We start from the raw sequence: 17,599 nt of genomic DNA, 5'->3' as shown, positions 1-17,599 counted from the left end.
TTTTCATCACGTCATCCCCCGATTTCCTGTTTCACCCGCTCGACGACGCGCGCACCGCTCTGGTCGTCGAGATATTCGAAGAACATCTTGCGTTTGAGCTTGTAGATCTCGTCGGGCTCGCGACGGTCTTCGCGCAGCACGTTATCGAGCGACGTCAGCAGCGCCTTGAAGTCGGTGCAGACCGGGCCCGGGAACACTTCGTCGAGGTTGTAGAAGAGGCCGCGCTCGCTGGTCGAGTAGCGTTCGAGATCGTACGCAAAACTGATCTGCGGACGGCCCGTCAACATGAAGTCAATGAAGCAGCTCGAATAGTCGGTGATCAGCGCCGCCGCTTCGCGATACAGCAGTTCGATTTCCGGATAGCCGCCGCGATCGAGACTCACCGTCGGCATGCCCCATACGCAGAGCTTCTGCGAATAGCTGTGCGCGTTGTCGGCCATATGCTCGCGAATGCCGAGCACCGCGCCGTGCGCATTCAGGCAATCGGCGAGCGCCTGGCGCTCCGCGTCGCTGAACGCGTAGTAGCTTTGCGCCTGGGCGCTACGGAAAGTCGGCGCGAACAGCACCAGCCGGCGGCCGTCGAGCACCTTGCGAAGCTGCGCGAGCTGCGCCTGGAAGTCGGTCGGCAAGCGGGTTTCTTCACGCGTGATGTGATCGTTGCGCGGCAGGCCGGTGACCCAGATATCGTGGAACGTCAGCGGGTAAAACGACGCGGTCATCGCCAGCTGGTCCATCTTCGACGAGGCGATGATCGCGTGGTTGTACACGTGCTCCGCTTCCAGATGGTCGCGATGCGATGCGGTATCGATCGACGCGTAGCCCACCCGCTTCAGCGGAATGCCGTGCCACAGATTGATGAAGCGATGCTGCTTCGCGTCGAGCGGAAACGGTACGTTGATACGCGGCGCGTGCTTGACGAAGATATAGCGCGCGCGCATCAGCGCATCCTGCGCGGCGCGGCTCGCGAGCGGCAGGATCTCGACGTTCACGCCGTCGACGTGAACCGCCTTGCTGCGCGTCAGAATGATCTTGCGAATGCGCGGATCGTTTTTGACCACTTCGAACACCGCGCGATCGTTGCCGCCCAGCGAATGATCGAACGCACACACCGGAAACGCCCAGCAGTAGTCGTCTTTCGGCACCTTCAGATCTTCGGCGCGGAACGCCTCATCGTCGAGCAGGCCGTTGCCGTGAAGCTGCACCGGCCGTTCGGCGACCGGACGCGCGCGCTGCCGGTCCGGCTTCGCGGTGATCCGGACCACGTAGCGGCGCGGCTTCGCATCGTCGATGGCGGTATCCGGATCGCTGCCCGCGAGTTTCGCCATCTCGCCGACCTGGCGCAGAAACGGTTCGCCGAAAGGCTCGTCGCCGACCTTCGGCCAGCCGTCGGTCATGTCGAAGCCGGCCTTGTCGAACAGCTCGATCATCGTGGTGCGGGTGAACCAGCGCAGCTGCTTTTTGTCGAGATAGCCGCGTTCATAGCGCAAGTCGCCGATCGCGAGCCTCGCCTGAATCGACCAATGCTGCGCGTTGGGGATGCTGACTACGATCGAGCCGTTTTCCGGCAGCACGTCGCCGATTTTCGCGAGGATGCCCCACGGATCGCGCGCACGCGCGAGTGCGGCGCCGAGCACCCAGCATTCGCGCGAGCGATGCTGCTCGTAAAACTGCTCGCTGGCCGAGTCGAGATCGACGACTTCCACACCGTCGCACTGCATTCTCGCCAACGCGACGGCCGCCGGATCGGCATCGACGCCGAAGTAGTCGCAGGACGGATTCAGCTTCTTGAATTCATGCGCGAGCGCGCCGCTGCCGCAGTCGATCTCGATGACCGATTGCGACGTGACGGGGATGAGCTGCAGCAGGTCCGAATCGTGGCGATGTCGCGCCGGTGCTTGATTCATGGTGATTCTCGGTAAGGCAAAAAATGGAACCTGGAACGGTCTGTCGAACGTGCTCGCAAGCGAGCACGTCGGCGCCGCTCAGGACACCTCGAACGATTCGGCCGGCGCGCCTTCGCACCAGCGCCGCCACATCACACGCAGCGCGCGGCTCATGCTTTCGGCCACGACATCGGGGCGGAACATCGGCGATTGGCTGCAACGTTCGCGCAGACCCGAGCGCAACGTCGCGAGCGCCGGAATGTCCGCGGCGAGCGCGACCGCCTTGTTCACGTAGTCGTCCTTGCCGCTGGCGATGTACTGTTCGAGCCCGACGTGCGACATCGCGGTCAGGCCGCTACGTCCCGGCACCGTATGCGCGGGCAGCGTCAGCGTCGGCACGCCCATCCACAGCGAGTGCAGCGCGGTCGTGAGGCCGGAGAACGGGAAGCTGTCCAGACAGATGTCGACGTGGTGATGCTGCTGCAGATAAACCGACACGCTCGAGCGCGCGCGGAATTCGATGCGCTCGCTCGCGATGCCTTCTTCGGCGAACCACTCGGCCAGCTCGCCGTTGCCGTCGCGCGGCATCGCGCCGATCATCAGACGCGAATTGGGCACTTCGCGCAGCACGCGCGCCCACAGCGCGATCACGTCGCGGCGCAGCTTGTCGAGCCGGTTGAAGCTGCCGAACGTCACATAGCCGTTGTGCAACGCCGGCAAGCCGTTGACCGGCGGACACATGCGGTCGGCCTCGAACGGCGCGAGCGCGGGCAGGTAGGCGATCTTTTCGGTGAACTGGTCGCGGAACTGCTCCGACGGCACCCAGAAGCGATCGGCGATGAAGTAGTCGACCGCGTCGAGCCCGGTCGTGCCGGGATAGCCGATCCAGCTCGCCTGCAGCGGCGCCGGTTTATAAGCGAAGGTTCGCAGACGGTTCAGCGCGGTATGGCCCGACAGGTCGATCAGGATGTCGATGCCGTCGGTCGCGATCAGGTCGGCGAGCGCGCCGTCCTTCATGCCGACGACGTCGCGCCAGTTGCTGCTGAAAAGGCCGCGCAGACGCGCGGTCACGTCGTCGTTCACCGGCGTGCTGGAGTAGCCGTACACGGCGAGACTCGGGTCGCGCAGCAGCGCGATCAGCATCGGCTCGAAGAAGCTCGCCACCGCGTGGTGGCAGAAGTCGCCCGACGTGAAGCCGATTCGCAGACGCCGCTCGGGGTCCTTACCGTTCATGTGCCTGGGCCAGTGCGGCTTCAGTGGCGCTTCGAACTGGTCGGCGAACGCGCGATGCGCGGCAAACACGTCGGCCGGCGTCATGTTTTCGCTGTGCGTGACGCAGAACGCGCGGTTGCTGTACATCATGTCGTTGTCGGGCGACAGACTCGCGCCGCGCGCGAACAGCTCCGCCGCTTCGTCGAGGCGGCCCTGCTTCATCAGCGTGACGCCCAGCGAGTTCACCGGCATGCCGGCGTCGGGCGCGGCCTCGATCGCGCGCAGACCGATTTCCTCGGCGTCTTTCAGATGTCCCTGGCCCATCAGGATCACGCCCATCACGCGCAGACCTTCGGCGTGATCGGGCTTCTGCTTCAGCAGGCGGCTGCAGTAGACGTGCGCTTCGCGCAGGCGGTTCTTCATCTGCAGTATGCCGGCCGCCAGAATCAGCAGATCGATGTCGGTAGGCCAGAATTCGAGCGCTTTTTCGATGTATTCGAGCGAGTCCTCATAGCGGCCAAGGCGATGCAGCGAGATGCCGATCACCTTCCAGCCGAAGCCATGCTCTGGCAGACGCACGACCAGTTCGCGCGCGCCGTCGATCGCTTCCTGGACCTTGCCGCGATTGAACAGATCGGCGATCGCCTTGCACTGCTTTTCCTCGGCGGCGGTAAGCGGGCGCGAGGGCTTGGCCGGCGCGTTCTCGATGGCGCGCGGCGCGTCTGCCGGCTGAACCGGCAGGCCCTCCTGCGGGCCGGCGAAGACCGGGCGCGGCACCTTGACGGTCGGCTGCGAAGAGACCTTCGTCATGATCGCGATCAGCTGATCGATCGCGGGACCCGCGAGGCCGCGTTGCTGGCCCATTTCGAGCGCGACCCAGGCTGCTTTCAGCCGACCGGCCTGGAACAGCGCGTCGACGTAGTGCGCCCAGTACTGGAGCTGATTCGGATTGGCGCCGATGGCCTTTTCGAGCAGCGGAATCGCGGCGTCCGGCTGATGCAGCCGGATCGCGATGGTGGCGAGCTTGTGGCTCGCCTCCGGATAGTCGGGGAAGGTTTCGAGAACGGCCTGAAACAGCTTGCCCGCTGCCGCGTATTCGCCGCGGCTGTCGAGCACGAGACCGTCGCGCATCGCACGCGCGGCGTACAGATGCTGGCTGGACAGCTGGTCGTCCGGTGCGAGCGCGACGAGCTTTTCCAGCGGTGCCAGTGCCGCGGCCAGATCGCCGCGCCGCAGCGCCGCGTGGGCCAGAAACTTCCAGCCGTCGGCGCGCGCCGGGAACGTGTCGGTCATTTGCCGCGCGAGCGTCTCTACCTGTTCGAACGAGCCTTGCTCGACCAGCGTCGAGATGGTCTGCGCGAATTCGTTGGCGAGCAGTTCGGCTTCGTCGGCGGGGGCGGTTTCGGCGGTGGGCGCCGCGTTGGCGCTGTCCGTCACCTGCAGAGTGAAACCGTGTCGGCGGCCCGATTCGCAGACCTCACGCGCTTCGTCGTGACGTCCGTTCAGGCTCAGCGCTTCGATATAGCTCGCCCAGAACTGACGACGCTCAGGCGCCGCCGCGACGGCTGCGCGGAAGTACGGCAGGCCTTCCTCGAACAGGTCCATCTGCAGCGCGAGCAGGCCGAAGTTGTGGTTCGCATCGGGGTGATCGGGTTCGGCGAGCAGGATCGAGCGGTAAAGCTGCTCCGCCTCGGAAAACCGCTCCGCGCGGTGATGTTCCACGGCCCGTTGGAGCTCGATGTCGATAGTCATGCATTTCCTCTTATGCGCGGACCGGGCTCGTAAGGGCGAACCGCGCGACATGGATGACGATGCCGCCCGCGCGGGCGAAGCCGCAAGCGCCCGTGCGCATGGCTTGCCTCGCGGCTCGTGTGGCCGCTTGCATGGTCCGTAGCTGGGCGCACCGTCCTTTCAATAGTCTAGCGACGCGCGCCAGCACCAATTTGCGGAGTAAAGGGCGGATTCACCCGCTTTTCACGGGGCCGGGAGCGGATGTGAAAAAGCCCGCGGCGGGCGGGCTTGGGGCGGGATAGTGCGCCGCGCGTGGATCGGCGGCTGGTTTGCTCGCTACCGTGCAGCGTGTGAAGAAGTTGCCGGCGGAGGTTGCTTAAAGACGCGGCGGGAGGCGGCGCCGCGCTTCAGAATTCAGAACCGCGCGACGCGCTGATACTGCCGGGCGGCCTGAATATTCTGGCTTGCCGCCTGATATTCAGTCGCGAGTTCGGTACTCGCCAGCTTCGCGCTTTGCAGCGTGGCCTGGTCGAGTGCCTGAATGCGGCGCACGAGCGCGAGTCCGCTCGGCGGTTGCGGCGCGGTGATCGAATGGACCAGAGGGGAACGCTGCTCGGACAGTTGTGCTGCCCGCTGCCAGTCGGCAATGCGAGTTGCCTCGTCGATTTCCTCGGTCAGCGCCAGAACGCGTTCGAGCAGTTGTGCCTGTTCCATTTTCTATCCTTTGCCGATGTGTGCCGCGCTTGCGGAATCAGCCCTTCGCGTCGGACAACGCACCCGAGCTGTTCGAGCCGCCGAACAGTGCGGTCAGATACTGCGTGTCGTTCTGCGTGCTCGCCATCAACGTGTTGAGCGCGGTGAATTCAGCATTGTATTGCGTGGTCAGCTGGTTCGAGTACGCGGTCAACGCGGTGGTTTGCGTGGTGATGTTCTTCAGGTCGGTCGTCAGTGCGTCGGTCTGCAGCGAGATCAGCCCGCCTTCGTCCGAGGTCGCCGTGTAATTCTTGACGGTCGCGTTCAGCTGCTGCCCGATGCCGTTGGTCAGGTTGAAGACTGCCGCAACCTGGGACGGGTCGGTCTGCACGGCGCTGTTTAGCGCATTCGGATCCAGCGACAGCGTACCGTCCTGGTTCAGCGTGATGCCGAGCGAGCTGAGCGCACCGCTCACGCCGGAGCTCGACACGCTGCTGCTGACGATATTGCCGAGCGAAAGCTGCAGGCTCTGGACCATCGAATTGCCGAGCAGCGGGCCGCCTTGCGAGCCTGCCGCGGCGGACTTGTTGTACGACGTGAGCGAGCTGATCGTGCTCATCACTGCGTTGTACGCGGTGACGAAATTGCTGATGTCGGTGGCTTCCGTGGCCGTGTCCGGTGCGACGGTCAGCGTCTGCGTGCCCGAGCCGACCGCCGCGGCGGTCAGGTTGATCGTGACGCCGGGCAGCGCGGTAGTCACCGCGTTGGTCGAACTCGTAGCTTGCGTGCCGTTGATCGTGAACACGGCGTCGGCTGCGGCCGATGCCTGGACCCAGCCGCTCGACGAGCTGACCTGCGACTGCGAGGCCATCGTCAGGCCTGCGAGCGGGCTGCCGGAGGTGGCGCCGCTCACAGTGGCGGACACCGAGATGCTGGACGATGCCGGTGTCAGCACGAGCGTCTGGTTGCCGCTTGCGTCGGTGCTGACGCTCGCGGTCACGCCGGCGCCCTTGGCCGTGGCCGCCGAATTGATCGAGTTCGCGAGGTCGGTCAGGCTATCGGTTGCGCCGACGCTGACGTTCAGCGTCTGGGAGCCCACCGTGACGGCCATCGTGCCGGCGCCGAGCGCCGAGGCCTGCGTGGAGCTCAGCGAGCTGGAGCTGACCGTCGTGCTGGTCGATACGGCGAGGTTGCCGAGCGTGGAACCGGAGCTTGCGTTCGACACCGATACGTTGATCGTGTTGGCCGCGCCCGTCGATTTGGAGCTCAGCACGAGGTGCGAGCCGTCCGAACCGGTGACGACCGTCGCCGATACGCCGGGGTTGTCGTTCGCCGAATTGATTGCGGCGGCGATGCCGCTCAGGCTGTTGTTCGACGCGTTGATATCGACGTCCATCGACTTGCCGCCGACCGACACGCTCAACGTGCCGGTGCCGAGCGACTGCGCCGCGCTGGTGCTGAAGGCGCCCGAGGTCAGGCTTTGCGCGCTGGCGACCTGCGATACGTTCAGCGAGTACGTGCCCGCTACCGCGCCGCTGCCGGCGCTCGCGGTGATGGCGGTGCCGGTCACCGAGGCGGTGAAGGCGGTCAGCATCGAGCCGTTGAACAGCGGCGCGATATTCACCTGCAACTGCGCCAGCGAGGCCTGCAGCTGGCCGAGGGCCGAGATCTGGGCGTTGTCGGTGCTGGTCTGGGTGGCCAATGCCTGCGTCTGGCCGGCGACCTTGGCAGTGACGAGGGCCGACACCAGCGAGCCGACATCGAGAGAGTTGCCCGTGGAGCCGCCGATGATCGACTGGGCCGCCGCCTGTAGCGCGGCCTGGGCCGCGGCTGCCGCTGCCTGTGCGGACGATTGGCTCCCTGACGTTGCGTTGGAAGTACCGGGGATAGTCGACATGAAAAGCTCCCTGCGTGCTCTCGACCGCGTGACCGTGGCCGTATCTGAAGTGTTGGGTCAGGACGTGCTGACGGGAGGCCGTGCCTCCCGTTGAAAATTCTTGCGCAGATGGACCGCGTTACGTTGACGGCCCACCTGCGTCGACTGCGAAGACTACCTTATTGCAGCAGCTTCAGCACTTGCTGCGGCTGCGAGTTGGCCTGTGCGAGCACCGAGATACCAGCTTGTTGCAGAACCTGCGCCTTGCTCAGGTTAGCGGTTTCCTGTGCGAAGTCCGCGTCCGTGATTTGCGATTGCGCGCTCGACAGGTCGGTCGATTCAGCTTGCTGCGACGTGGCGATACCGGTCAGGCGGTTTTGTGCCGCGCCGAGCGTTGCCTGAATGTTGCTGATCGTCGACAGTGCGTTGGCGACCGTTTCCATTGCGAGGTTCGCGCCAGCGGTCGTGCTGACGTCGACCTGCGCGACGGAAGTCGGCTGGTTCGTGTAGTTGATCTGCTGCAGCGAGGTGCCGGTTGGGCTGGCGCTCGACGTAGCTGCCGTGCTGCTTGCGCCGTAGATCGTGCTCTTCGGCGTGCCGCTTGCGAACGACAGCGTGCCGCCCGTCGTCGAGAACACCGAAGCCGCGACCGAGCTGGACAGCTGGTGGCCGTTCTGGTCGACGTACGCGAAGCCGCCTGCGCCGTTCGTTTCGACGGTGATCGACGTGATCACGTTAGCCGTGCCAGCTGCAGCCGTGCTGCCCGACGTCGGGTCGATGTTCAGGCCCGACAGCTTGCCGAGGACCGTGCCCGAGTTTGCGGACGAAACCGCGTTGCCCGCCGAGTCCGTGCTGCCGAAGTAGTTGTTGATCGCCGTCATTTCGTTGTCGAGCGACAGACCGTTCGACGCGGAGGCCGAGTTCAGCGTGATGCTGTCGATACCGTTGGCCGAGCCCGTCACCGTGAACAGGTTCGATGCCACCGAGCTCGAGATGACCTGGTTGTTCTGGTCGGTGTACGTGAAGCCGCCCGTGCCGTTCGCCAGAATGTTGATCTGGGTGATCGCGCCCGTGCCGCCTGTCGAGTTCGCTGCGCCCGACGACGTCAGGTCGAGACCCGTGATCGAGCCGACCGTGTTGCCGACCTGGACCGGACCCGAACCGAGCGACGCTGCCGACACGCCTTGGCTCAGGTTGATCGTGATCGTTTGACCGACGTTTGCGCCGACTTGCACGCTGACGTTACCAGCCGTGCCGTTCAGCAGGTTGATACCGTTGTAGTTGGTTTGCGAAGCCAGACGGTTCACTTCAGCGACTTGCTGCGCGACTTCCTGTTGCAGTGCTGCCTGGTTGCTGCCCGACAGCGAGCCGCCGGCTGCTTCGTTCGCGAGCTGGCTGATCAGCTGCAGACTTTGCGTGATCTGCGTCAGGCCCGTGCTTGCCGTTTGCACCATCGACGTACCGTCGTTGGCGTTCGACACACCTTGCGTCAAACCGGTGATAGCGGTTTGCAACGTGGTGGAAATTGCGAGGCCAGCCGCGTCGTCCGCTGCGCTGTTGATGCGCTTGCCCGACGACAGGCGGGTGATGGCTTGCGACAGCGCGCTGCTGGAACCGTTCAGGTTTTGTTGAGCAACCAGCGACGAGATGTTGCTATTGATGCTGAGCATAAATTTCTCCCAAGAGGCGTTTTAGCCTTAAGACTTGTGCCACGTTGACAAGGGCGGACGCATTTCGATTGGTTGCTGGCCGCCTCTGAGCAGGATGTCGGCCCTCGAAAAAAAAACTTGAGGGCGCTTTTCGTAATTCCTTATCGGATTTATTTTCGAGATGTTGCGAAATTGTTAGATTTACCTGACATTGCTTGCGGGCCGAAAGCCGCACGTAGCCTGCCTGACGCGGGCGCTGCGGGGAATCGGAAGGGAGCGTATTCTGGTTCGCCCACTGTTATCGATTCCGGAGAAATCATGCAAAAACGCAGGATTGGCCGTTCCGAATTGCAGGTCGTGCCGTTGATGTTCGGCGGCAATGTATTTGGCTGGACCGTCGATGAAGCGACGTCGTTTTCGATACTCGATGCGTTCGTCGACGCGGGGCTCGACTTCATCGATACCGCCGATGTCTATTCCGCATGGGTGCCCGGCAACCAGGGCGGCGAGTCGGAGACGATCCTCGGCAAGTGGTTCCGGCAAAGCGGCAAGCGCGAGCGGATCGTGCTCGCTACCAAGGTGTCGAAGCATCCGCAACGCAAGGGGCTGTCGGCCGCGAACATTCAGGCGGCGGTCGAGGATTCGCTGCGACGCCTGCAGACCGATTACATCGACATCTATTTTTCTCACGATGACGATACGGCGACTCCGCTGACCGAGACGCTCGGCGCGTACCAGAAACTGATCGAGGCCGGCAAGGTGCGTGTAATCGGTGCGTCGAATTACAGCGGCGCGCGCGTGGAGGAAGCACTCGCGGTATCGCGCCAGCACGGCTTGCCCGAATACCAGTTGCTGCAGCCCGAATACAACCTGTATGACCGCGCGCAATACGAGCGCGACAGCGAGCCGGTGGCGCTCGCGAATCATCTCGGTGTGGTCGTGTATTACAGTCTCGCGAGCGGTTTCCTGTCGGGCAAGTATCGTAGTCAGGCAGATCTGGCCGGCAAGGTGCGGGGCAGCCGGGTGGAGAAGTATCTGAACGAGCGCGGCCTGCGGATTCTCGGCGTGCTCGATCACGCCGCCGAACGGCACCGCAGCACGCCGGCGGCGATTGCGCTGGCCTGGCTGATCGCGCGTCCGAGCGTTACCGCCCCAATTGCCAGCGCGACTTCGGTCGACCAGCTTGAGAGCCTCGCAGCCGCAGTCCAGCTTACGCTGACCGCCGACGACATCCGCGAACTGAATGCGGCGAGCGCCTGATCACACGGGGCGGCAAGCGCGGACTGCGGGTGGCGAGGCGCGTTGATTACATCGCGGTCGGAGGCCAGGGAAAAGCCTGGCGCAACGGCCAAACCCCTGGTAGGATGGAGAGTTTCCTGCTATCATCGCGAGTGAATTGAGATCTTTGCCTGTTTCGTCAGTGTTTTTCATTGATGAAAGGTTGGCGAAACGGCAACAGACGCGGCTTTTGTTTCACGTCTGTCCGCGTTCCGCGGTGAATTCTCCACCTCTCTTTTCCGGCCTCCGTGGCCGCTTTGCCTCTCGCTTCATTTGTGGTTTGGCCGGGGTTGCTTTTCTGCCCTGCGTTTGCCTGTTACTGGCCATGAATCGAAGCGACCGGAGGGCCGGCGCGTGAGTGGTTGCCTGAACGGCTACCGCCATGCAATTAAACCCGTATCTAGTGATTGAGTTAGGAATTACATGACGACGATTCTTCTGAAGGAAAACGAGCCGTTCGAAGTGGCAATTCGCCGCTTTCGTCGCGCAATCGAAAAGAATGGCCTGATCGCAGAACTGCGTGAGCGCCAAGCGTACGAAAAGCCGACGACCGCTCGTAAGCGCAAGAAGGCTGCTGCTGTGAAGCGCCTGCACAAGCGCCTGCGCAGCCAGATGCTGCCGAAAAAGCTGCATTAAGCACGCTTTTTTGCACACGCCGAACGGCGGTGTGAGCTTCGAAAGAAGCCACATCGCCGTTTTGCTTTTGGGCGGCCGATACGCACATCTCATCCTGGTGAGTTCGAGCTGTCGCACACCCGAATGCGATGGCTTTCGTGCGCTCATATGGCAGAGGGCGTCGCGTTTCCTGTCGCGGCCGCCGTCTGCCGGAACTGCCGGTTAAGCCGCGCTTCTGAGCCGCTCGGCGGACAGATCGAATTGCCGCGCGATCGAGCCCAGCCGCTCGCGCCACTCCCATGTGCCGAAAACGTCGTGCACATTCTGCAGGCAACTCAGCAGATCGATGGTCGCCGGGTCATACACATTGATGCGTGCACGAAGCAGCGCCTTTTTCAGTGCAGATATGCCGACGTCCATATAAGCAGGGACCTCCGCCGATGCCTTGCCGATAAAGCGCACCGGGATGCCTTCCATTGCCGTCATATAGTCGCGCGGCTTGATGAAGCTGCCGACCGGGCAGCCGCCGCAATAGCCACGATAAGCGCCGCCTCCCTTTGGTAGCAGCGCCGCGCGTTTCTGGCCGAACAAATGTGTCACGGCCCGATCGAAAATGTCCTGATGAGTCAGGAAACTCAGCGTTTTCATGGTTGGTCTCCCGCGCCCGAGGCGGCGGTTATTCGTTATTGAGCGTGCCTGATGCAAGCGGATGAAGGCTAGTATCCAGCGTGCGTCGCTCGGCGAAGGGCGGACTAACGTGGCGAAAAGGCTTCAATTCCCCGGTTTTGGGGCGGGGCCCGACTGAGGCTCGCTGGTCCGCCATCGCTTCCTGATCCTCACCGCTCATAACCGTATAACGACCGACGTCTGCCGGAAGCACAGCAGGGCTTTACCGGATAAGCGGATTGGATCCGCGGTTGGCATGACTGCGGACGACCGCAGCCCACCAGTCGGCGCTCCGCGGCTAGCGCTGGGGAGTTAGTCGAACGGCTCGGGAATTTCCCCAGGCCCTACACGTTTGTTAGACCCACGGCACTAAGCATCGAAGACGCCCGGCCCCCGCACAGCGCCCCGGGGTGAGCCCTCAACCCGCCTTGCGGCGGCGCCCTTTCTTACCCAGCGACGCGCATCGCGCGCGACACATACAGGTCGTTTCGTGATCGTTCACCATGCCGATCGCCTGCATGAACGAATAGCAGATCGTCGAGCCGACGAATTTGCAGCCATAGCGTTTGAGCGCCTTGCTCAGCGCGTCCGATATTTCTGTCGACGCCGGCGCGTGCTTGTACGAAGCCCATTCGTTCTGGATCGGCGTATCGTCGACGAACGACCACACGAAGTTCGCGAGCGAGCCGTGCTCGGCCTGAATCTGTTGCACGGCGCGCGCATTGAGAATCGCCGCCTCGATCTTGCCGCGATGGCGCACGATGCTTTCGTCGGTGACTAGCGCATCGACGTGTTTTGGCGCGAAGTGGGCCACTTTGTCGATGTCGAAATCGGCAAATGCGCGCCGATAGCCCGCCCGTTTGTTGAGTATCGTCGACCATGACAGACCCGCCTGCGCGCCTTCGAGCACGAGCATTTCGAACAGGTGCTGATCGTCGCGCGAGGGCACCCCCCATTCGGTGTCGTGGTACTGTGCGAGCGCTTCGCTCGATACCCAGTTGCATCGTTGTGTCACTGTCGCGCTCCCGCGTGGCCATTTCGTTCGCCAGCATAGCTGAAGCTGCGCGCGCCGCAAGCTGGCCGTTCGGCTAATTGCCGGATCGCACGTGACCTGCCACGCTACGCATTAACTCACCCACGGACTGATTCGATTCGATGACTCACGACTACTTTCTGATTGGCGTCGACGGCGGCGGTACCGGTACGCGTGTTGTGCTCGGTGACGCCCAGGGCCGCGAACTGGCACAGGCGGCGAGCGGACCGTCGGGGCTCGGGCTCGGCATCGCGCTCGCGTGGCAGTCCATTCAGGCGGCTTGCGGCGAAGCGTTCGAGCGGGCCGGGGTGACGCCGGACTGGTCGCGCTGCGTGCTCGGCTGCGGACTCGCGGGCGTGAATAACCGCGACTGGCTCGCGGCGTTTTACGCGCAGGCACCCAGGCTGGCCGGGCTTGCCGTTGAGTCCGACGCTTACACGACGCTGCTCGGCGCGCATGGCGGCGCGCCTGGCGTGATCGTCGCGCTCGGTACAGGCAGCGTGGCGGCGTCGCTCGCGAGCGACGGCGAATTTCGTATGGCAAGCGGCTATGGCTTCCCGTCGGGCGACGAAGCGAGCGGCGCGTGGCTTGGGCTCAGGTTGATCGTGCATGCGCAGCAGGCGCTTGATGGTCGCGTGCCGCGCGATGAGCTCGTCGAGGCGCTGCTTGCGCATACGGGAGCGCAGGATCGCGACAGTCTGGTCGTGTGGTTGTGCGAGGCCAATCAAACCGCTTACGCGCGGCTCGCCCCGATCGCTGTTCAACACCGCGCGCATCCATTCGCGGCGCGACTGCTCGACGCGGCTGGCGTCGAGGTCGGCAAGATGATCGCGGCGCTGGATGCGACGGGAACGTTGCCGGTCGCTCTGTGCGGTGGGCTTGGTGCGCCATTGCGCGACTATGTGCCGGATATTTATCAGGCACGGTTGCGTGAGCCAATGGCGGATTCCGCGCATGGCGGATTGCAGCTCGCAAGGCGAGAGGCGGAACGGCTTGCCGGTTGACGGAGTGGGGGAGTAGTGGAAGAACGCAACGAGCGCACAGAGCGCGAGCCGCGAGCGCTAATCGCTTCCTCTCTGATCCAGCGCCCCAGCCAGCAACGGTAAAATACGCACTTTGTCGCTGCCCCGACGGCCCACGGCCGCAGGCTCTCACCATGTACAAAGTCATCGCCACAGACCTCGACGGCACGCTACTCAACGCTGATCACCAGGTGGACCCGTTCACGGTTGCCACGGTGCGCAAGCTGGAAAGCGATGGGCTGCAATTCGTGATCGCCACCGGGCGGCATTATTGCGATGTCGCCGGCATCCGCGATCTGCTCGGCATCAAGCCTTATCTGATTACGTCGAACGGTGCGCGCATTCACGCGCCGGACAACACGGTCATCCACGCCGACGATCTGCCGCCCGCGATCGTCCAGCGTCTCGTGCAACCGGAAATCGTCGGCGCGCATGGCCGCGTGATCGTGAATCTGTTTGCCGACGACGCGTGGCTGATCGATCGCGATGCGCCCGATCTGCTGAAGTTCCATCGGGACTCGGGCTTTACCTATCAAATAACCGACCTGCCGGCCCACGATGGCGCCGATATCGCGAAGGCGCTTTACATCGGAGACCCCGCCGATCTCGCGCAGGTGGCCGCGAACCTCGAGCGTGAATTCGGCGAGCATCTGTACGTGACCTATTCGCTGCCGGACTGTCTGGAAGTGATGACGTCGAACGTGTCGAAAGGACGCGCACTGCAGATCGTGCTCGAGCGCCTCGGTGTCGACGCGGCGCATTGCGTCGCGTTTGGCGACAACATGAACGACATCGACTTGCTCGAGACGGCCGGTCATCCGTTCATGATGAACAACGCCAATCCCGATCTGATCACCCGTCTGCCTCACGTGCCACGCATCGGCAACAATTTCGAGGCGGGCGTCGCGCATCATCTGCGCAAGCTCTTTTCGCTCGACGACGAACTGACGTCGTGAGCCGGAATAAAACCGGCCCGCATCCACGCTAGCGGATGCGGGCCGCACACTTCGTGCTGTGAGGTGGCTTCGACCGGCCTCATCGATTGTCGATCGTCAGCCACGATCAACGGTCATTCACCGCGCCCAAGGCGGATCGGCATCAGATGGATTCCCGCCGACCCACGCCCGTCAGTCGCGCCATCCGCGATGCCCACCGCGGTCATCGTGGCCCCAGCGGCGGTTGTCGTGACCCCAGCCGCGGTCGTAGCGATGATAGTCACGGGCGTAGTAGCCGTGGTCGTAGCGATGATTCCAGCCGCTATAGCCGTAGTACACCGGCGTCGGTGCCGCATAAGCCGGCGCGCCGAGCGACAGGCCGACGCTAAGATCCGTGTGCGCCTGGGCGACACCGCATGCGCCCGCCGCGAGTCCGGCAGCTACCAGCAAGTGAGTGACGATGCGTTTCATGTTGCTCTCCTGTGACGCGACGTAGGTTTGTCGCACAGGACCAATGTACGCACTCGGGGCGACGCGGACTGCGACGAGATGTTACGGACTGCAAGCATCGTCGAGGCAATCGAAGGGGGACGGAAAAGCCTCGCGGTGGTCGCGGCGAACGGGAACGTTTCGCTGAAAGCCGCGCCGCATGGGCAATCCCGAAGAGCAGCACGAGGCAGGCAAACGCCGATGCGCGCGCGCTATCCGATTTAACCGGTGACGCGCGTAATCGTGGCTTACATCTGTATTACCCGATTAATCTGCCGAACTCCCGGACCCGGCTGAAATCGAAGCCGGCGAAACTGAAGTCGAAGCCGCCGCTCCCGGCAACGCCGCGCAAGGGCAATCGGCCGCGCGCCCGTCGAGCCCTTCACGATCGTGTTTGAAGCTCGCGCGAGGCGTACCGTCGCGCCAATCGAGCCGAACTATATAGATGCTGTCGAAGTCGCCGCTGCGCCATTTGGGTATGTCGGCCGCGTTGCCGCCGTGCGCGCTCAGCATCTGGCGCGACAGCTTTTCGATCAGCCTGTGCTCCCACGCGATCACGATCAGCTTGCCGCGGTTAGCCGGATCGACGAGCGCTTTGCCGAGCTGATCGATCTGCTCGAAGCCATACGGCGTTTGCACGGGCATCTGGAATTGAATCGCGGTCGGCTCGATCGTCGCGAGCGGACGCACGTAATAGTAGCGATGGCCACCGTCGTCTTTCTGCTGGCCCGGGTCGGGCGCATAGATCGCATCGGGTTTGCCGAACTTCGCGGCGATCACGGCCGGCAAGGCAAGCGCGCGGTTGAGCCCCTGGCAATCGAGTTGGCCGTAGCCTTGAGCGGGCTTTTCCCCGTGGCGCACGAACACGAGCGTTTCGACATCGCCGGCGGCAGCGGTGGACGTGGCCACCGTCGCTGCGCTAGCCGCAGCATTAGCCGCGTACGCGACGGGCGTCGCGAGCCCACCGATACACAAGCCACTGAGCACGAATGCGACGCCATGCAGGAATCCGCGGAAACGGTTCATCGATAGCACCTGTGCGAAGCCGGGAGGTCGCCCGATTCTAGCAGCGGGCCGCGCGAACCGATGTCCGGTGCGCCGCATCGCCCAGCGCAAAAAAACGGGCGCCGAGGCGCCCGTTCCTATCGACTACGTGGACCGCGCAACGATCTATCAGTCGAGCGCGAGCGTGCGCGCGGTCTCGCTGCGGTTCCCGGCGATCAGCGGATACAGGACGCCCGCGATCACCGCGCCGATAATCGGCGCGACCCAGAACAGCCACAGCTGATCGATCGCCGCACCGCCGACGAACAGCGCCGGGCCGGTGGAGCGCGCCGGGTTGACCGACGTGTTGGTGACCGGAATCGAAATCAGATGGATCAGCGTCAGGCACAGGCCGATCGCGATCGGCGCGAAGCCGGCCGGCGCGCGGCGATCGGTCGCGCCGAGAATCACGAACAGGAAGAAGCCCGTCATCACCACTTCGCAAACGAATGCCGCGACGAGCGAGTAATGACCCGGCGAGTGCTCGCCGTAGCCGTTCGTCGCGAATCCGCTCGCGACGAGATCGAAGCCCGGCTTGCCCGATGCAATCAACGACAGCACGAACGCGCCGAGCACGGCGCCGATCACCTGGGCGACGATATACGGCAGAAGATCGCGCGCCGGGAAGCGGCCGGCGACGGTCAGGCCGACGCTGACCGCCGGATTCAGATGGCAGCCGGAGATATGGCCGATCGCGAACGCCATCGTCAGCACGGTCAGGCCGAACGCGAACGAGACGCCGACGAAGCCGATGCCGAGACCATGAAGCGGTCCGGCGAAATTCGCTGCGAGAACCGCGCTGCCGCAGCCTCCGAGGACAAGCCAGAAGGTGCCGAACACTTCGGCGACCAGGCGTTTTGACAATTGCATGATTGGTAATCCCTTAAAGACGCTTCTGGAGCATGCATCGCTAAGCGCGTATGCATGTGTTCAGCGCGCAATTCTAGACAGGGCTATCCCAATCCAGTGTCAAAAATTGTCAAGGTAAAGCGGGCTCAGTGATTATTTTGGGATAAAAGAACCTTCTGCAATTCATCGCAGTTTAATAATTATCTGAGGAAACTTTCCTAAACCGGTATTACCCGCCATTGCGAATTTTTATAATTACAGTTAGTCTGCGGTCGAATGAGTTCTAGAAAGGGGAGAACCGAATGTCTCAATACGCAGACCTCAAGGCGCAGATCGCCAAATTACAGGCACAAGCAGAAGAAGCGCGCCGCACGGAGATCGACAATGTCGTCGCCGACATCCGCCAAAAGATCGCCGAATACGGTCTGACCGCGCAGGATCTCGGCTTTGCGGTCGCCGCGAAGCGGGGCCGCCCGCCGAAGAAGGCGCCGCTGCCGGCGAAATACCAAGACCCGAAGTCAGGCAATACGTGGAGCGGTCGCGGCAAGCCGCCCAAATGGATCGTCGGCAAGAATCGCGAGCGCTTTTTGATTGGCTCGGCCTGAGTTCGAAGCGAAGCCCGGC

The 17,599-nt window shown here is 63.4% G+C and carries 15 protein-coding genes; 5 read left to right on the top strand and 10 right to left on the bottom strand.

Annotated features, from left to right (window positions below):
• Window positions 1–11 precede the first annotated feature (11 nt).
• The 5 genes from L0U82_RS17955 to L0U82_RS17935 all read right to left on the bottom strand — a co-directional run bounded on the left by L0U82_RS17955 (window position 12) and on the right by L0U82_RS17935 (window position 9,065).
• Window positions 12–1,904: a CDP-glycerol glycerophosphotransferase family protein gene (locus L0U82_RS17955; protein ID WP_233832737.1), complete on the bottom strand. Its 1,893-nt coding sequence runs from the start codon at window positions 1,902–1,904 to the stop codon at window positions 12–14.
• Between the two features lie 78 nt (window positions 1,905–1,982).
• Window positions 1,983–4,847: a tetratricopeptide repeat protein gene (locus tag L0U82_RS17950; protein ID WP_233832735.1), complete on the bottom strand. Its 2,865-nt coding sequence runs from the start codon at window positions 4,845–4,847 to the stop codon at window positions 1,983–1,985.
• Between the two features lie 393 nt (window positions 4,848–5,240).
• Window positions 5,241–5,540: a flagellar protein FliT gene (locus L0U82_RS17945; protein ID WP_233832733.1), complete on the bottom strand. Its 300-nt coding sequence runs from the start codon at window positions 5,538–5,540 to the stop codon at window positions 5,241–5,243.
• Window positions 5,541–5,577: 37 nt separating this feature from the next.
• Window positions 5,578–7,416, bottom strand: a complete 1,839-nt coding sequence (gene fliD / locus L0U82_RS17940) for a flagellar filament capping protein FliD (RefSeq protein ID WP_233832731.1) — start codon at window positions 7,414–7,416, stop codon at window positions 5,578–5,580.
• Window positions 7,417–7,574: 158 nt separating this feature from the next.
• Window positions 7,575–9,065, bottom strand: coding sequence for a flagellin N-terminal helical domain-containing protein (locus tag L0U82_RS17935; RefSeq protein WP_233832729.1), 1,491 nt, complete (start codon window positions 9,063–9,065; stop codon window positions 7,575–7,577).
• A 297-nt stretch (window positions 9,066–9,362) separates the two neighbouring features.
• On the opposite strand from L0U82_RS17935, the gene L0U82_RS17930 reads away from it, so the two are divergent.
• Both L0U82_RS17930 and rpsU read left to right on the top strand, forming a co-directional pair.
• Window positions 9,363–10,304, top strand: coding sequence for an aldo/keto reductase (locus tag L0U82_RS17930; protein WP_233832727.1), 942 nt, complete (start codon window positions 9,363–9,365; stop codon window positions 10,302–10,304).
• Window positions 10,305–10,745: 441 nt separating this feature from the next.
• A complete protein-coding gene (gene rpsU, locus L0U82_RS17925; RefSeq protein WP_007581560.1) occupies window positions 10,746–10,958 on the top strand; it encodes a 30S ribosomal protein S21 in 213 nt (70 codons plus the stop codon).
• 201 nt (window positions 10,959–11,159) lie between these two features.
• On the opposite strand, the gene L0U82_RS17920 is transcribed toward rpsU, so the two are convergent.
• Both L0U82_RS17920 and L0U82_RS17915 read right to left on the bottom strand, forming a co-directional pair.
• Window positions 11,160–11,585 carry a hypothetical protein gene (locus tag L0U82_RS17920; protein ID WP_233832725.1) on the bottom strand — a complete coding sequence of 142 codons (426 nt, stop codon included), beginning with the start codon at window positions 11,583–11,585 and terminating at the stop codon, window positions 11,160–11,162.
• 436 nt (window positions 11,586–12,021) lie between these two features.
• Window positions 12,022–12,618: a DNA-3-methyladenine glycosylase I gene (locus L0U82_RS17915; protein WP_233832723.1), complete on the bottom strand. Its 597-nt coding sequence runs from the start codon at window positions 12,616–12,618 to the stop codon at window positions 12,022–12,024.
• A 140-nt stretch (window positions 12,619–12,758) separates the two neighbouring features.
• On the opposite strand from L0U82_RS17915, the gene L0U82_RS17910 reads away from it, so the two are divergent.
• Together L0U82_RS17910 and L0U82_RS17905 are read left to right on the top strand one after the other, a co-directional pair.
• Window positions 12,759–13,640, top strand: a complete 882-nt coding sequence (locus L0U82_RS17910) for a BadF/BadG/BcrA/BcrD ATPase family protein (RefSeq protein WP_233832721.1) — start codon at window positions 12,759–12,761, stop codon at window positions 13,638–13,640.
• Between the two features lie 152 nt (window positions 13,641–13,792).
• Entirely contained in the window at window positions 13,793–14,614 is an 822-nt protein-coding gene (locus tag L0U82_RS17905; RefSeq protein WP_233832718.1) for a Cof-type HAD-IIB family hydrolase, read from the top strand.
• Window positions 14,615–14,785: 171 nt separating this feature from the next.
• Here L0U82_RS17905 and L0U82_RS17900 read toward each other — a convergent pair whose 3' ends face one another.
• The 3 genes from L0U82_RS17900 to aqpZ all read right to left on the bottom strand — a co-directional run bounded on the left by L0U82_RS17900 (window position 14,786) and on the right by aqpZ (window position 16,996).
• The gene (locus tag L0U82_RS17900) at window positions 14,786–15,064 is read right to left on the bottom strand and encodes a hypothetical protein (RefSeq protein WP_233832716.1); all 279 of its coding nucleotides are present in this window, start codon (window positions 15,062–15,064) and stop codon (window positions 14,786–14,788) included.
• Between the two features lie 285 nt (window positions 15,065–15,349).
• A complete protein-coding gene (locus tag L0U82_RS17895) occupies window positions 15,350–16,108 on the bottom strand; it encodes a histidine phosphatase family protein (RefSeq protein ID WP_233832714.1) in 759 nt (252 codons plus the stop codon).
• A 147-nt stretch (window positions 16,109–16,255) separates the two neighbouring features.
• A complete protein-coding gene (gene aqpZ / locus L0U82_RS17890) occupies window positions 16,256–16,996 on the bottom strand; it encodes an aquaporin Z (RefSeq protein ID WP_233832713.1) in 741 nt (246 codons plus the stop codon).
• 281 nt (window positions 16,997–17,277) lie between these two features.
• Between aqpZ and L0U82_RS17885 the strand changes: the two genes are divergently transcribed.
• A complete protein-coding gene (locus L0U82_RS17885; RefSeq protein WP_233832712.1) occupies window positions 17,278–17,580 on the top strand; it encodes an H-NS histone family protein in 303 nt (100 codons plus the stop codon).
• The last annotated feature ends 19 nt before the right edge of the window (window positions 17,581–17,599 follow it).

Source organism: Paraburkholderia sp. ZP32-5 (genome assembly GCF_021390495.1).
GTDB lineage: Bacteria > Pseudomonadota > Gammaproteobacteria > Burkholderiales > Burkholderiaceae > Paraburkholderia.
The sequence above is the reverse complement of the archived record's forward strand: the minus strand, read 5'-3'. Positions and strand labels throughout refer to the sequence as shown.

What these genes read in the sequence shown, in the direction of transcription:
- L0U82_RS17955 (WP_233832737.1), bottom strand. Translation starts at nt 1,904, where the DNA reads ATGAATCAAGCACCGGCGCGACATCGCCACGATTCGGACCTGCTGCAG.
- L0U82_RS17950 (WP_233832735.1), bottom strand. Translation starts at nt 4,847, where the DNA reads ATGACTATCGACATCGAGCTCCAACGGGCCGTGGAACATCACCGCGCG.
- L0U82_RS17945 (WP_233832733.1), bottom strand. Translation starts at nt 5,540, where the DNA reads ATGGAACAGGCACAACTGCTCGAACGCGTTCTGGCGCTGACCGAGGAA.
- fliD (WP_233832731.1), bottom strand. Translation starts at nt 7,416, where the DNA reads ATGTCGACTATCCCCGGTACTTCCAACGCAACGTCAGGGAGCCAATCG.
- L0U82_RS17935 (WP_233832729.1), bottom strand. Translation starts at nt 9,065, where the DNA reads ATGCTCAGCATCAATAGCAACATCTCGTCGCTGGTTGCTCAACAAAAC.
- L0U82_RS17930 (WP_233832727.1), top strand. Translation starts at nt 9,363, where the DNA reads ATGCAAAAACGCAGGATTGGCCGTTCCGAATTGCAGGTCGTGCCGTTG.
- rpsU (WP_007581560.1), top strand. Translation starts at nt 10,746, where the DNA reads ATGACGACGATTCTTCTGAAGGAAAACGAGCCGTTCGAAGTGGCAATT.
- L0U82_RS17920 (WP_233832725.1), bottom strand. Translation starts at nt 11,585, where the DNA reads ATGAAAACGCTGAGTTTCCTGACTCATCAGGACATTTTCGATCGGGCC.
- L0U82_RS17910 (WP_233832721.1), top strand. Translation starts at nt 12,759, where the DNA reads ATGACTCACGACTACTTTCTGATTGGCGTCGACGGCGGCGGTACCGGT.
- L0U82_RS17905 (WP_233832718.1), top strand. Translation starts at nt 13,793, where the DNA reads ATGTACAAAGTCATCGCCACAGACCTCGACGGCACGCTACTCAACGCT.
- L0U82_RS17900 (WP_233832716.1), bottom strand. Translation starts at nt 15,064, where the DNA reads ATGAAACGCATCGTCACTCACTTGCTGGTAGCTGCCGGACTCGCGGCG.
- L0U82_RS17895 (WP_233832714.1), bottom strand. Translation starts at nt 16,108, where the DNA reads ATGAACCGTTTCCGCGGATTCCTGCATGGCGTCGCATTCGTGCTCAGT.
- aqpZ (WP_233832713.1), bottom strand. Translation starts at nt 16,996, where the DNA reads ATGCAATTGTCAAAACGCCTGGTCGCCGAAGTGTTCGGCACCTTCTGG.
- L0U82_RS17885 (WP_233832712.1), top strand. Translation starts at nt 17,278, where the DNA reads ATGTCTCAATACGCAGACCTCAAGGCGCAGATCGCCAAATTACAGGCA.